Here is a 13,412-nt window from a genome sequence, read left to right as displayed (position 1 = left end):
AATGTTATGCTGTTGCCGATGTATTTTTAAAGTTGGATTAAAGAATGAGCACGTTAGATTTAGACTTATTGAGTAATTATCTCGACGGTGATCAAAACGAATACGGTCTAGATTTCGCAGCGACTCATGGCTTTTTGTGTGCTATTGCCGTTGGTCCAAAATTTGATCGTTGGTTAGATGAGCTTTTCGAGAGCAACCAAAAGAAAGTTCCAAGTGAAATTATAGAGCAAATCAAAGCTTGGTTAGAATCGATTCGCCAAGATTTAGCGAATGAAAATGGAATCGAGTTTCCATTTGAAATCGAAGAAGCTGATGTAGATTCTAGCTTAGGTGATTGGAGCGTTGGTTTCGTCGATGCAATGTTCTTAAACGAAGAGGCATGGTTTGCCCCAGAATTTGAAGAGCAATTGGTTGATTTAACTCTACCAATCATGGTGTTTAGCGGAATTGATGAAGAAGATCCGCAAATGGAATCATTCCGCCGCAATGGTCAGTTGATGGATGAGCTGGCAGAAGAAATTCCAGAAAACTTGAATGAAATTTATTTGATGTACCATACGCCTGCGTAATGATACATTTTGCAGTGATGTCATCTCAGTGCAATTATAAAACTAAGTGAATTAAAAACGTCCCCTAGAGGACGTTTTTTTATATTGAGTATTTTGATTTACAGAGGTCGTATATATTCTTGAGGGTATTGTGATTAAATTACAAACTAGAAAATAATAAACTTAGACCTAAGCCACTTAGCACAGAGCCAATAATTCGATTAATAACAACTTGTTTTGCTAAAATTTTATTTCGAATAGTTGGTGTGGAGCAAAAATATGCAATCAATAAAAACCAGACTAAGTGACTGAAAGAGATAAACGCACCGTAACTCAAAAGATGAACAAAGTTATTTTCTGAACTCATAATTTGTGAAAATAAACTAATCACGAATAATGTCGTTTTGGGGTTTAAACTATTGGTTAATATGCCTTGTTTAAATGCTTGAAAAGCACTAATGGAAATATTTTCAGCATTGAAAGAAACTTTTTCCTGAGTAAATGTTTTATAACCGAGAAAAATTAAATAAGCAGCGCCAATGTATTGAATAATTTGTAGAAGACTCGGAATATTGTTTTGTAAAAAACTTAATGCAATTAAGCTATAGCTGATGTGAGCCCAAACTCCACTGGCAATACCGCATGCGGTTAAGATACCGAGCTTACGACCGAATAAATAACTATTTCGGGTGACTAGTGCAAAGTCAGCACCTGGACTAATCACAGCCAATACGGTAACCAATACGATAGCAATTATTTCATTCACTCAATTGACCTTGTAAAAATATACTAATGATTTATATATTTTTCATATATTTGCTATATTTAAAATCGAAGTTAATTTTGATTGATATATGAGATTTTGGAATGATTGAAAGGATGTCTTTGAATTCTCTTAAGTTTTTCTATTATGTGGCACGCTATGAAAGCGTTACCGTTGCTGCTGAAAAGCTATTTGTCACCCAAGGTGCGGTAAGTAAACAATTAAAAAACCTAGATGATACGTTGGGTTATGCTTTGTTTGATCGAGAGGGTAGACATCTGATTTTAACTGATCAAGGACGGATCTTGTTTGAATGTTGCCAGCAGGTTTTCCAACAAATTGACCAGTGCCTAATACAGTTACAAGGTGAGATAAAATCGCAAAATACCTTGATCGTATCATGTGAACCAACTATTGCCATGAAATGGCTTATTCCTCGTCTAGGCAAGTTTAAGCAGCTATATCCAAATATCGAAGTAGGTTTATTGACCAGTGGAGGAGCAGTTGATTTTGATACTCAGAATATTGATTTAGCCTTGAGACGCAATGATTTTGATTGGGGTAAAGCTGTTTATAGCGAAAAAATTGCAGATGAATACATGCTGTGTGTTGGAAAACAAAATACTCAGTCGGTTGATCAGATATTCATTTCATCTTCAAGACCGAAACTTTGGCAGAAATTTTTAGAAGTTCAAAATGGTCGCTTTAATGAGCTAAATAAGTCCGTGTTGGAACATTTTTATTTATGTATTGAAGCTTCAATCGCTGGGCTAGGTGCTTCTGTGGTTTCAGCCTATATGGTTGAAAGGGAGATCAAGTATCAGATGTTAGAAAAGCTGAGCCCTGTATATAAAGATGACTCAGCTTATTTTTTACTGTCAGCTTCACCAGTAGAAGATGATGTACGCAAAGTGATTTTTAAAACTTGGTTGATCGAGGAAATGCAAGCAAGCCAAGCTGAATTTTCTGCACTCAATATTCAATGACTTGTCGAAGTTTTTTCTAATAACCAAACATTTTCTTTTGCATCCACTTTTCCTTTGAGCTTTTCATACTCTGAGGCTAATTGCTTGATTTGATAATGGCTTGCGTAATATTTTCTGATTTCTTGTTCAGGAACTGAGAAAGGAGGGCCTGCTAAAAGGTTCTGATCATATTCAAAGCTAATTAAGAGTTGAGGGGCATTCTGAGTCAGTTGTACTAGATGTTGGGTATATGTCTCACGCATATGTTCAGGTAATGCAACCAACGCAGCTCGGTCATAAGTTGCATCAATTTTTGAGATATGATCAATATTCAGTTCAAAAAAGTCACCAACATATAGATCAATACTTTGATGAAGGTAATGGGTTAAATCTCCAACTTGAGACACTGTGAACTCAAGCTTGAGTTCAGATATAAGTTCTTCAATTGCAATTGGGCTAAGATCAATCCCTGTGATATGAAATCCTTGCTGAAGTAACCAGTGGATATCTAGGCTTTTTCCGCATAATGGAATGAATATACGCGCTTGAGGTTGTAAATTTAATGATTGAATGTGCTTGATTAATAGAGGATTGGGGCTAGATAAATGAAATCCAATATTATTGCTTTGCCATTTGTCATGCCAAAATTCGTGTTTCATTATCTATCCTTAATTTTTTACTGAATGACTTGAAATATACGTTGTTGCTTCATTTTTAGCTATTTTTAGACTTATTAAGATAAAATCTTTTGAAGCACCACCAAGCGATATAGATAGTGACAATCGTTAAAATGAAATAGCTCATACGTTGCATAATTGCGGTCATGAGTGCTTGATTTTCGCTAAAGTGATAACCGAGATAGGCAAGAAAGCTAGTCCAAATAACAGTTCCTGCACTACTATAAATCATGAATTTTGCAAAAGGCATTCTACTCATACCAGCTGGTATACTAATTAATGAGCGAACAGCAGGGATCATACGTCCAAAGAAAACAATACGATGACCATGTTTATTAAACCAATTCAGCGCTTTCTCTAGGTCAGTAACTTGGATACGTAAATATTTTCCATAGCACTCGATGAATTTAAATAATTGAGACTGAGGGACTTTCCTTCCTACCCAATATAACAACATTGCGGCAACGATAGAACCAATGCTGCCAGCAATGATTACACCAATCAGGGTAAGCTCGCCTTTTGAGGCTGTGTAGCCTGCGGAAGGCATAATGATTTCAGATGGAATTGGTGGAAAGACGTTATCCAGAAACATTAAAAATGCGATACCTAGATACCCAAGCTTTTCCATGATGGATAAGACCCACTCTTCAAGACCCATAGTGCCTATTTATGTTACTTGTGAATTAAGACAGGATAATTCGTGCTTGTTTTACTAGCAATAAAAGATTCGTTAAGCAAGTTGCATGTAATAGGAAGAGAATAACTGAATATATTTTACTTAGTATTAAACCCTACTTTCTAAAAGTATTCGATTGGTGTAAACAGAAAGGTATGTATAATACTGGCGATTTTGCGCAATGGTTAAATCACATAAAAAACCAAATATTAGGGTAAGCCAATGAAATTAAATACTAAAAAAAAATGTATGCTCAATTTGTTTTTAATATCAATTTTGATAACTGGATGCCGAGGAGATAATAGCAATGATTCAAGTGTTGTAATTGAGCCAACGGATCAATTTGAGATTGAATACAGTACAATTACAGGTACAGCATTTGCCGAATCAACTTTAAATGGAAAGACTGTAACAGCGAGTTGTAAGGATTCTGTAGGTTTTAAAGAAGAGGTGGTAGTTGATGAACACGGTGTATGGCTGGGACAAGTAGATAGTAGTAAATTTCCATGTCGTTTAGAAGTTAAAGCCAATGAACATAGCTATCACAGTTATATTAGCCAAGCAGGAAGAGTTAATATTAATCCGTTTACAGATTTGGCTATCGCTTATGCAAGTACGCAATTACCCGCTACATGGTATCAATCAGGTAGCATAACAGTTGATCAGTTGAAATCAGCGAATACTGCTTTGGTGAATGAGTTAATTAAAAAAGACTATTCACTTGATAGTAAAACGGATCTCTTTACTACAGAAATAAAAACAGTAAATCCTCTCCATTTAGCTATTCAAGCCTTGTTAGATGCAATTCAAGGCAGCAATAGTATTCAGGACTACAATGCCTTATTAACTTTGATTAAGGATGGTAATTTAAGTCAACTACCTGAAAAACTTAAAAACCAAAATACTGAAACAAATTTAGATGATCTCCCAAATGTGACAGATTTTTCATTGAACAAATTCAATAATAAGGCATGTACTTGGGTGGAAAATACAACTGAACTATATATTAACTGTAATAAGGATGTAATGAGTGATTTCAAAAATTTATCGCTAGTTTCCATCATTGGAATATCTGAGTCAGGCATTTTGACAAAACCTTGTGAAATTTATAAATATGGGGAAAATCTAACTCTACAGACAGGGGGTAAATCAATTACTGCACAGTTTACAAGTCAAGGTTTCGATCAAATATATTATCAAAATGATGAAAATCAGATAGTCGTTTCTGCTTCTCCAAGTAAAAACCGTTTTAATACGGCTACATTAGTATTTCGTGATAATAAACTTTTTACTGCTACTTTTGAGGGTTACTTAAATAATGAATCTAGTCTTGGAAATCAAGAATTGACATGTATTATGAATCCAAATTCATGATGGGAAATGAATTGTCTTATTCAGATCTGAATAAGCGTTAAATTTTTTACTTATAAAAAAGCCATAGTAAAAACTATGGCTTAACTATGCTTTAATGCTTATAGGCGTTTACGTTTTGCAGCAGCAATTTGTGATTGACGCATACGGAAACCTTCTTTTTGCTTCTCTGTGGTTTTATCGATACAGAAAACACAAGACACACCATGTTCATAACTTGGAAGAGCCGCTTCTTCTTGCGTTAAAGGCCAGCCACATGCGTGACATTTGATATTTTCGCCTTCTTCAACACCATGTGTGACCGCAGTACGACCATCAAATACGAAGCATTCTCCTTCCCACATGCTTTCTTCAGCTGGTGTTTCTTCAAGATATTTTAAAATACCACCCTTCAGGTGATACACCTCATTAAAACCTTCTTGGAGGAGGAGAGAGGTTGATTTTTCACAACGGATACCACCTGTACAGAACATCGCAATTTTCTTATCTTTATGCTGTTCAAGGTTTTGTTTTACATATTCTGGGAATTCGCGGAAAGTTTCAGTTTTAGGATCAATTGCACCCTTGAAGGTACCTGCTTTATATTCGTAATCATTACGTGTGTCGATTAAAATGACATCATCACGGCTGATTAGCTCATTCCATTCTTTAGGATCAAGATAGTGACCTACCAAATCACGAGGTTTAACTTCTACGCCTAAAGTTACGATTTCTTTTTTAAGCTTGATTTTCATTTTACGGAATGGTTTTTCAGAGCTTTCAGACTCTTTATATTCCATTGCATTAAAGCCTTCGTTTAAAAGAAATTGATGAATGCAATCAATTGCTGCACGATCACCTGCAACAGTACCGTTAATTCCTTCTGAAGCAACAATTAGAGTTCCACATAAATTGATGTTATTCACTAAGTCCAAAAGACGTTGTTGCAGATCTGCTGCATCTGAAACTTCTTTAAATTGATATAGTGCCGCAACAACCCAATTATTGGTCGCTTGCTGTTCTACAGGTGCAAGCTGTTCTACAGTAGCGTTCATGGATAACTCCAAATGTATTAAGATAGGAAAAATAAGGCGCGTATTTTAGCGTGAAATTTAGAAATAAGCGAGAAAACCATAAAATGAATATGGTTTTAAAGGAGTTGGTTTTGAGTAATGATCGTCGAATTCCATCATTAACCCCATGTGCAGGGCGTTGTTCAACGGTATTTGGTGATCTAGTTTGTCGAGGATGTCGTCGTTTCAACCATGAAGTAATTCAATGGAATACTTACACACCTGACCAACGCTTAATGGTTTGGAAGCGTTTAGATGCGCAATTGGATCAGATCTTAGTCCCGTTATTACCAAATGCAAATCTTCAACATGTCGAAGGTTTTATTCATGGTAAGCATATCCGTATTTTGGAAAATGCCAGTAAAGGTCGTAAGTTGTATCATGCTCTAAAAATTTGTGAAAAGAATAAACATTTAGCGCATGAAAGCGGTTTAGGTATTCACGATAAGCAAGTGAAACCTGTCTGGGATGAGTTTGAACGCCGCGTCCTAGCGCTTGCGAAAGCGAGTTATGAGTTGGCTTGGTTGCGGGCTGATGGAATTAGTTCTAATTTATTGCGTGCTTTAGAGGAAGATGAAATTTAATTGGATTTTGTCTTTTTTGCTAATCGATAGATGATGAGTTCCGCAATTAATAGATTAATTGTCCATCCAAGCCAAGCTTCAAGTTGGTAAATATGCAGTGGTGTGAGCCAATCAAAATACGGTTGTAACTCATATAAAATGAGCTTCCATGTTCTTAGGCTCAATGCTGATAGAGCAAGCGCAAAGCTTCGAATCATCCAGTTACGATGTTTTAGCCATTGTTTATGCATAGCGAAATATAGCGCTAAGGCGGTACTGCACCCCCAAAGTAATCCCAAAACAACAAAGCAGATTTGAGTGCTAAGACCACCATTGGCTGAAAATGCAAGAATAAATCCACTCGGTAGGGCAAATCCAAGTGTGGCGATGATATAGAGCCAGCCTGCATAACGATGTAAACGGGGTAGATTTTGACGAATGCTTCGAGAAAACTGTGTAAAACCTGCTAATAAAACAAAGCTACTTGTGATGACATGCATCTGAAAGCCAATCCGCCAAGGTTGGGTGTTGACGACATCTTGTTTTAATACCAAAAAATTGGTGTGATCAGACCAAGGATAATAATTCAGGCAAATTTCAATCATGAGCCAGCATAGATAACTGAACATGAGAAGGCTCAAAATTTGTAAAAATTGATTTAGGCTTTTCCACATAAAAAGTGATCACTATTATGGTATGGTATTCAAAAAACGAAATAATTTTAGTTGAACGAGAATATATACATGCAAAATTTTAAACAATTATTGATCTTAACTGTTGGTTTGGCAACGAGTACTTTTTCTATAGCACAAACGATGCAAATTGCACCTTCATGGACGGGTTTGTATAACGATGAACAGAAAATTTCATTATTCTTTCAACAAAAGGGCACAGATGTGTCTGGCTATAGTTTGTTAAACGGAAAGCAAACAAACTTCAAAGGCAAAATTCAGCAAACTGACTTGAACTATACCTTAACTTTGAACGAAGTTGGGCAAGGTGCAGACATCGGAAAGTTTATTTTAGAGTTCAAGAACAATGCTACACCCTTAGAGGTGCAATGGTTGCCTACAAGTAAATCTGTAAAGCCGAAATTTTTTAACTTGGATGCTCAACAGTGCAAGTATGCAAAAGGGCAGGGAGATTTCCCTGAAACATCCACTCGACTATTAAAAGATGGTGATTTACAGGTTGCGCGAGGCGAGCTGGAATATATGCGTAATGAGATTTATGCACGTCATGGTTATGCATTTAAAACGAAGGAATGGGCAAATACATTCGCGATGTATGACTGGTATATGCCGTGTTATACCAATGTAGAAGGAAGACTATCTAAAATCGAAAGAGAGAATGTAAAGCGTATTAAGATGGTCGAACCCTATGCACAAAAGATGGATTGGGGGCGTTAGACTTTCCATAAATCGTTATAGTTGAAATAAAAAAGCTGCCAAATGGCAGCTTTTTAACATTAACTTTACTTAGAAAATTAACGTTTGATATCGCGTTGTGTTTCACCAGTATAAAGTTGGCGTGGACGACCAATCTTGTATGGTGAAGCGTGCATTTCTAACCAGTGGCTGATCCAACCAACAGTACGTGCAAGCGCGAAGATAACAGTGAACATTTCAACTGGGATACCAATCGCTTTTAAGATGATACCTGAGTAGAAGTCAACGTTTGGATAGAGTTTACGTTCTACGAAGTACGGGTCGTTCAATGCAATTTTCTCAAGTTCCATCGCAAGAGCAAGCTGTGGATCATTGATACCTAATGCTTCAAGAACTTCGTCACAAGTTTGCTTCATTACTTTAGCGCGTGGATCGAAGTTTTTGTAAACACGATGACCGAAGCCCATGAGTTTAACTTCTTTACGCTTCACTTTTTCCATGAATTCAGCAACGTTTTCAACGCTACCAATTTCATCAAGCATTTTAAGAACGGCTTCGTTCGCACCACCATGCGCAGGTCCCCAAAGTGCTGAAATACCTGAAGAGATACATGCATAAGGGTTTGCACCAGTTGAACCTGCAAGACGAACTGTAGAAGTCGATGCATTTTGTTCATGGTCAGCATGAAGTGTGAAGATACGATCCATTGCTTTAGCAAGGATAGGATTTACTTTGTAATCACGGTCAGCAGGTGTAGCAAACATCATGTGTAAGAAGTTTTCTGCGTAACCTAAGTCATTACGTGGGTAAATGAACGGTTGACCTACTGTATATTTGTAGCTCCACGCTGCAAGCGTAGGAATTTTAGCAATTAGGCGAATTGCAGTAATTTCACGATGGTTGATATCTTCGATATCTAAACCGTTGTGATAGAACGCAGATAAAGCACCAACAACACCAACCATTATTGCCATTGGGTGTGCATCACGACGGAAACCATTAAAGAAACGGCTTACTTGATCGTGAACCATTGTATGGTTACGTACTTTAGCGTCAAATTCTGCTTTTTGTTCAGCATTTGGAAGCTCGCCATTTAATAATAAGTAGCAAGTTTCTAAATAGTCTGCTTGAGTCGCTAATTGATCAATTGGATAGCCACGGTGCAATAACACACCTTTGTCACCATCAATGAATGTGATCTTAGATTCGCAAGCAGCTGTCGCCATAAAACCAGGATCGAAAGTAAAGTGACCAGATGCCAATACATCTTTAACGTCAATTACATCTGGGCCCAATGTGCCGCTGTAAATTGGTAATTCAATTTCTTTGCCATCAAGCTGTAATACGGCTTTTTTGCCAGTTGCTGCAGACATTCAATAGATCTCCTGTCCTGGTGAATGATTATCTGACTCGAAATCCTAATCTTGTCATGTGCGAATCAGACGGTGTCAAAATTTGCTATAAGATTAGTGGCTACTAGAATTTTGTCAATTATACTTAGGGATAAAAAATGACGTTCTTAAAGTCAATGAGTCATTCAGTATCAACAAAAAAATTGAGTAAAATCACAGCACCGGTCGAGTATAATATGTCAAATCAGGTTTTAGGTGCATAAAAAAAGTGAAGCGCCAGTACAATTGTAAGTAAATTTTTTATCTCGGCATCTTTTGCCAATGACTGATTAATTTATATAAAAAGCCTGAAACCCTATATATCTCACGGCTTAGATTTAATTAAATATTAAAATTTACTCAAGAGTAGAGAAGTCTTGGTTGTTATTTGACTCATTGTGGTGCGATCAATTGGTTAAAAAATAACTGGTGATTTCTTGGAAGTTTAACTTTTTTAAATAATTTATCAGGTATTTATATTTAATATATAAATGTGGGGTATTCTTTTTGGCTATGTCATTAAACATTCAAATTTAACCTTTATATGGTTATGTCAGTCGACTTTTTTAGGTTTTTTATAAAGATTTTTTTTTGCTACTTAATTGCTTATCGAGGAAATAGATAAATAATTTTTACTATAAAAAACAGTAGTATATTTTTTTTGGTGGGTTGGATTGATAATATTGATTTTAAAAGTTTTTGTGAATGATTCTTATTTATTGATTTTTTAGACTAAAGCGAAAGCTGATTGTTTGTATTTTGATATTTCACGTTTTATAATTCGGTGTCGTTATATAGGTTAGGCATGTGCTGTGCTTGCCTAACAATGCCAGCTTTCCTTTGAATTAATTCAAACAAACTCCAGTTGGAGTTTCTACCTACAGGATGCCCGCTGTGAAAAGCAACAGACCTGTCAATTTGTCCATGGGTCAGGTGTTAGCGGTAAATTTACGCTCACCCGTGGCTATTGCATCAATTCTACACCGTCTATCAGGTGTAATCGTTTTCTTATTAGTCGCAGTTCTTTTATGGATTTTGGATAAATCTTTATCTTCACCAGAAGGATTTGACTACGTTAAAAATGTCGTTTTCGGAAATATCCTTGTACGTTTCATCGTATGGGTATTTGTAGCAGGTTTAATTTTCCACTTTATCGCAGGGATCAAGCACTTGCTTGCTGACATCGGTTTTGCTGAAGAATTACAAAGCGGTCGTATCGCAGCTACAATTTCATTGATCTTGTCTGCGGTTGGTATTGTCGCAGCATTCGTATGGATTATGTTCTGATGAAAAGTGCTACAGGTTTAACAGGTTCAGGTTCTCGCGATTGGTATATCCAGCGTGTCAGTGCTGTAGTGTTAGCTGCATACACTGTTGTTATGTTCGGTTGGATCCTTTGTAACAGTGGATTTGGTTACGAACAATGGGCAGGCTTTATGCTGACATTGCCAATGAAGATCTTTTCTTTATTAGCAGTATTGTCGCTCGTTGCACATGCTTGGATTGGTATGTGGCAAGTCTTTACTGATTATGTAACGACTCGTCAAATGGGTCCTTCAGCTTCAGGTTTACGCCTTGTACTTACTTCTGCTGTCATTATTTCAGTGATCGTGTACGCAATCTGGGGTATCCAGATTTTCTGGGCAAATTGATAGGAAGAGATCATGGGCGCAATTAACCCTAAAGAAGATTATTCAAATATTCAAAACCTCACTTTCGACGCTGTTATTGTTGGTGGTGGTGGTTCTGGTATGCGCGCTGCTTACCAACTTGCTCAAGCTGGTTTAAAAGTTGCGGTATTGACCAAAGTTTTCCCAACACGTTCGCATACAGTTGCTGCTCAAGGTGGTATTGGTGCATCGTTAGGAAACATGCAAGAAGATAACTGGCACTATCACTTCTATGACACCGTTAAAGGTTCTGACTGGTTAGGCGATCAGGATGCAATCGAGTTCATGACGCGTGAAGCGCCAAAAGTTGTTTACGAGCTTGAACACTTAGGTATGCCTTTTGACCGTAACGAAGATGGTACGATCTATCAGCGTCCGTTCGGTGGTCACTCTGCAAACTACGGTGAAAAAGCTGTTCCACGTGCTTGTGCTGCTGCTGACCGTACGGGTCATGCATTGCTCCATACGTTGTATCAAAGCAACGTAAAAATGGGTACTCAGTTCTACGTTGAGTGGATTGCATTAGACTTAATCCGTAACGAAGCGGGTGATGTTCTTGGTGTGACTGCAATTGACCAAGAAACTGGTAACATTGCCGTATTCCAAGCGAAAGCGACATTGTTTGCTACTGGTGGTGCTGGTCGTGTTTATCGTGCATCAACAAATGCTTATATCAACACTGGTGACGGTCTTGGTATGGCTGCTCGTGCAGGTATTCCATTACAAGATATGGAATTCTGGCAGTTCCACCCAACGGGTGTTGCGGGCGCAGGTGTATTGTTGACTGAAGGTTGTCGTGGTGAAGGTGGTATCCTTCGTAACAAAGACGGCGAACCATTCATGGAACGTTATGCTCCAACTTTAAAAGACTTGGCACCACGTGACTTCGTATCGCGTTCAATGGACCAAGAGATTAAAGAGGGTCGTGGCTGTGGTCCTAAAGCGGATTATATCTTGCTTGATATGACTCACTTAGGTGCTGAGACGATTATGAAACGTCTTCCATCTGTATTTGAGATTGGTAAGAAGTTCGCAAACGTTGACTGTACTAAAGAACCAATTCCAGTAGTACCAACAATCCATTATCAAATGGGTGGTATTCCGACGAATATTCATGGTCAAGTTGTTGTACCACATGGTGTTGAAGAGGGTGAATTCTCTGCTCACTATGATAAAGATACTAAAGAGTATTCTTATAAAGGTACACGTGATTATGTGAAACCTGTAAAAGGTTTCTATGCGATCGGTGAGTGTTCTTGTGTATCAGTTCATGGTGCTAACCGTTTAGGTACAAACTCATTGCTTGACCTTGTTGTATTTGGTAAAGCAGCTGGTGAACACATCATTGACTATGTAACTAAACATCATGGCGATGATTATGCACCGCTTCCAACTGATGTATTGGTTAACACCTTAGCGCGTATTCGTAAGCTTGATGATTCAACAGCGGGTGAAAATGCACAAGAAGTTGCTGATGCAATCCGTGATATCGTTCAGGATCACGCGGGTGTATTCCGTACTCAAGCGTTGCTTGACAAGGGTGTGAAAGAAATCCTTGCGATTGAATCTCGTGTTCGTAACATTCATTTGAAAGACAAATCTAAAGTATTTAACACAGCACGTGTTGAAGCATTAGAAGTTGAAAACTTATATGAAGTTGCGAAGGCGACTCTGATTTCTGCTGCTGCTCGTAAAGAATGTCGTGGTGCGCATACAGTTGTTGACTATGAGTTAGCGCCTGATCACCCAACTTATTCTTACGGTCGCCGTGATGATGAATGGATGAAACATACATTATGGTATTCATCAGACAACCGTCTTGAATATAAGCCAGTACGTTTCAGTCCATTAACGGTTGAAGCAATTGAACCTAAACCACGTACATTCTAATCGGGAGAACAAAGATGAGTAGAGGCACTCGTACATTCGAAATCTACCGCTACGATCCTGATAAGGATAAAGCGCCGTATATGCAAACTTTCAAACTTGAGTTAACAGACAAGCATCGTATGTTGCTTGACGCGTTACTTGCGTTGAAAGTGCAGGATGAATCATTAACATTCCGTCGCTCTTGCCGTGAAGGTATTTGTGGTTCAGATGGTGTGAACATCAATGGTAAAAATGGTTTAGCGTGCTTGTGGAACTTGAACGATTTACCAGAGAAGATTGTGATCCGTCCTTTACCTGGTTTACCAGTTGTAAAAGACTTGGTTGTGGACATGAACCAGTTCTATGATCAATATGACAAGATTCAACCATTCTTGATTAACAATCAGCCAGCACCAGCGAAAGAGCGTTTACAGTCTCAAGCAGAACGTGAACACTTAGATGGTTTATATGAATGTATT

15 protein-coding genes are annotated in these 13,412 nt (G+C 37.7%); 9 read left to right on the top strand and 6 right to left on the bottom strand.

The annotated features are described in order from the left end of the window. Nucleotides 1-44 precede the first annotated feature (44 nt). Nucleotides 45-569, top strand: a complete 525-nt coding sequence (locus B4237_RS09325) for a YecA family protein (protein ID WP_007484160.1) — start codon at nucleotides 45-47, stop codon at nucleotides 567-569. Between the two features lie 139 nt (nucleotides 570-708). Here the strand turns inward: B4237_RS09325 and B4237_RS09320 are convergent, their stop codons facing one another. Next, nucleotides 709-1,314 carry a LysE family translocator gene (locus tag B4237_RS09320; protein WP_278595346.1) on the bottom strand — a complete coding sequence of 202 codons (606 nt, stop codon included), beginning with the start codon at nucleotides 1,312-1,314 and terminating at the stop codon, nucleotides 709-711. A 101-nt stretch (nucleotides 1,315-1,415) separates the two neighbouring features. Between B4237_RS09320 and B4237_RS09315 the strand changes: the two genes are divergently transcribed. After that, nucleotides 1,416-2,297 (top strand): LysR family transcriptional regulator, encoded by an 882-nt coding sequence (locus B4237_RS09315; protein WP_278595347.1) that lies wholly within the window; start codon nucleotides 1,416-1,418, stop codon nucleotides 2,295-2,297. Here the strand turns inward: B4237_RS09315 and tmpT are convergent. Further along, the gene (tmpT, locus tag B4237_RS09310; protein WP_278595348.1) at nucleotides 2,291-2,935 is read right to left on the bottom strand and encodes a thiopurine S-methyltransferase; all 645 of its coding nucleotides are present in this window, start codon (nucleotides 2,933-2,935) and stop codon (nucleotides 2,291-2,293) included. The two genes, B4237_RS09315 and tmpT, sit on opposite strands and share 7 nt — an antisense overlap. A 55-nt stretch (nucleotides 2,936-2,990) precedes the next feature. Continuing rightward, nucleotides 2,991-3,611: a DedA family protein gene (locus B4237_RS09305; protein WP_004876956.1), complete on the bottom strand. Its 621-nt coding sequence runs from the start codon at nucleotides 3,609-3,611 to the stop codon at nucleotides 2,991-2,993. A 240-nt stretch (nucleotides 3,612-3,851) separates the two neighbouring features. Here B4237_RS09305 and B4237_RS09300 point away from each other — a divergent pair, with 240 nt between their 5' ends. Next, entirely contained in the window at nucleotides 3,852-5,003 is a 1,152-nt protein-coding gene (locus B4237_RS09300; protein ID WP_278595349.1) for a hypothetical protein, read from the top strand. A 98-nt stretch (nucleotides 5,004-5,101) separates the two neighbouring features. Here B4237_RS09300 and B4237_RS09295 read toward each other — a convergent pair whose 3' ends face one another. After that, complete coding sequence (locus B4237_RS09295; RefSeq protein ID WP_278595350.1) at nucleotides 5,102-6,034, bottom strand: rhodanese-related sulfurtransferase; 933 nt, start codon at nucleotides 6,032-6,034, stop codon at nucleotides 5,102-5,104. A 110-nt stretch (nucleotides 6,035-6,144) separates the two neighbouring features. On the opposite strand from B4237_RS09295, the gene B4237_RS09290 reads away from it, so the two are divergent. After that, entirely contained in the window at nucleotides 6,145-6,636 is a 492-nt protein-coding gene (locus B4237_RS09290) for a DUF1289 domain-containing protein (protein WP_029424821.1), read from the top strand. Here the strand turns inward: B4237_RS09290 and B4237_RS09285 are convergent. Then, nucleotides 6,633-7,289, bottom strand: coding sequence for a DUF2306 domain-containing protein (locus B4237_RS09285; RefSeq protein ID WP_278595351.1), 657 nt, complete (start codon nucleotides 7,287-7,289; stop codon nucleotides 6,633-6,635). The genes B4237_RS09290 and B4237_RS09285 overlap by 4 nt on opposite strands. Before the next feature lie 69 nt (nucleotides 7,290-7,358). Between B4237_RS09285 and B4237_RS09280 the strand changes: the two genes are divergently transcribed. Next, on the top strand, nucleotides 7,359-8,024 hold the full coding sequence (locus B4237_RS09280) for a YARHG domain-containing protein (RefSeq protein ID WP_286942827.1): 666 nt from the start codon (nucleotides 7,359-7,361) through the stop codon (nucleotides 8,022-8,024). Between the two features lie 77 nt (nucleotides 8,025-8,101). Here B4237_RS09280 and gltA read toward each other — a convergent pair whose 3' ends face one another. Then, on the bottom strand, nucleotides 8,102-9,376 hold the full coding sequence (gene gltA / locus B4237_RS09275; RefSeq protein ID WP_004876951.1) for a citrate synthase: 1,275 nt from the start codon (nucleotides 9,374-9,376) through the stop codon (nucleotides 8,102-8,104). 903 nt (nucleotides 9,377-10,279) lie between these two features. On the opposite strand from gltA, the gene sdhC reads away from it, so the two are divergent. The 4 genes from sdhC to B4237_RS09255 all read left to right on the top strand — a co-directional run. Continuing rightward, nucleotides 10,280-10,681: a succinate dehydrogenase, cytochrome b556 subunit gene (gene sdhC / locus B4237_RS09270; RefSeq protein ID WP_023014208.1), complete on the top strand. Its 402-nt coding sequence runs from the start codon at nucleotides 10,280-10,282 to the stop codon at nucleotides 10,679-10,681. Next, on the top strand, nucleotides 10,681-11,046 hold the full coding sequence (sdhD, locus tag B4237_RS09265; protein ID WP_004876948.1) for a succinate dehydrogenase, hydrophobic membrane anchor protein: 366 nt from the start codon (nucleotides 10,681-10,683) through the stop codon (nucleotides 11,044-11,046). The genes sdhC and sdhD overlap by 1 nt, the downstream gene beginning before the upstream one ends. Nucleotides 11,047-11,058: 12 nt before the next feature. Continuing rightward, nucleotides 11,059-12,954 (top strand): succinate dehydrogenase flavoprotein subunit, encoded by a 1,896-nt coding sequence (gene sdhA / locus B4237_RS09260; RefSeq protein ID WP_061396675.1) that lies wholly within the window; start codon nucleotides 11,059-11,061, stop codon nucleotides 12,952-12,954. Nucleotides 12,955-12,968: 14 nt separating this feature from the next. Continuing rightward, on the top strand, nucleotides 12,969-13,412 hold a 444-nt coding region (locus B4237_RS09255; RefSeq protein WP_286942823.1), incomplete at its 3' end, for a 2Fe-2S iron-sulfur cluster-binding protein.

It is taken from the genome of Acinetobacter sp. UBA6526 (assembly GCF_002434875.1).
Taxonomy (GTDB): domain Bacteria; phylum Pseudomonadota; class Gammaproteobacteria; order Pseudomonadales; family Moraxellaceae; genus Acinetobacter; species Acinetobacter venetianus.
This window is presented reverse-complemented; position numbering and strand designations above follow the sequence as displayed.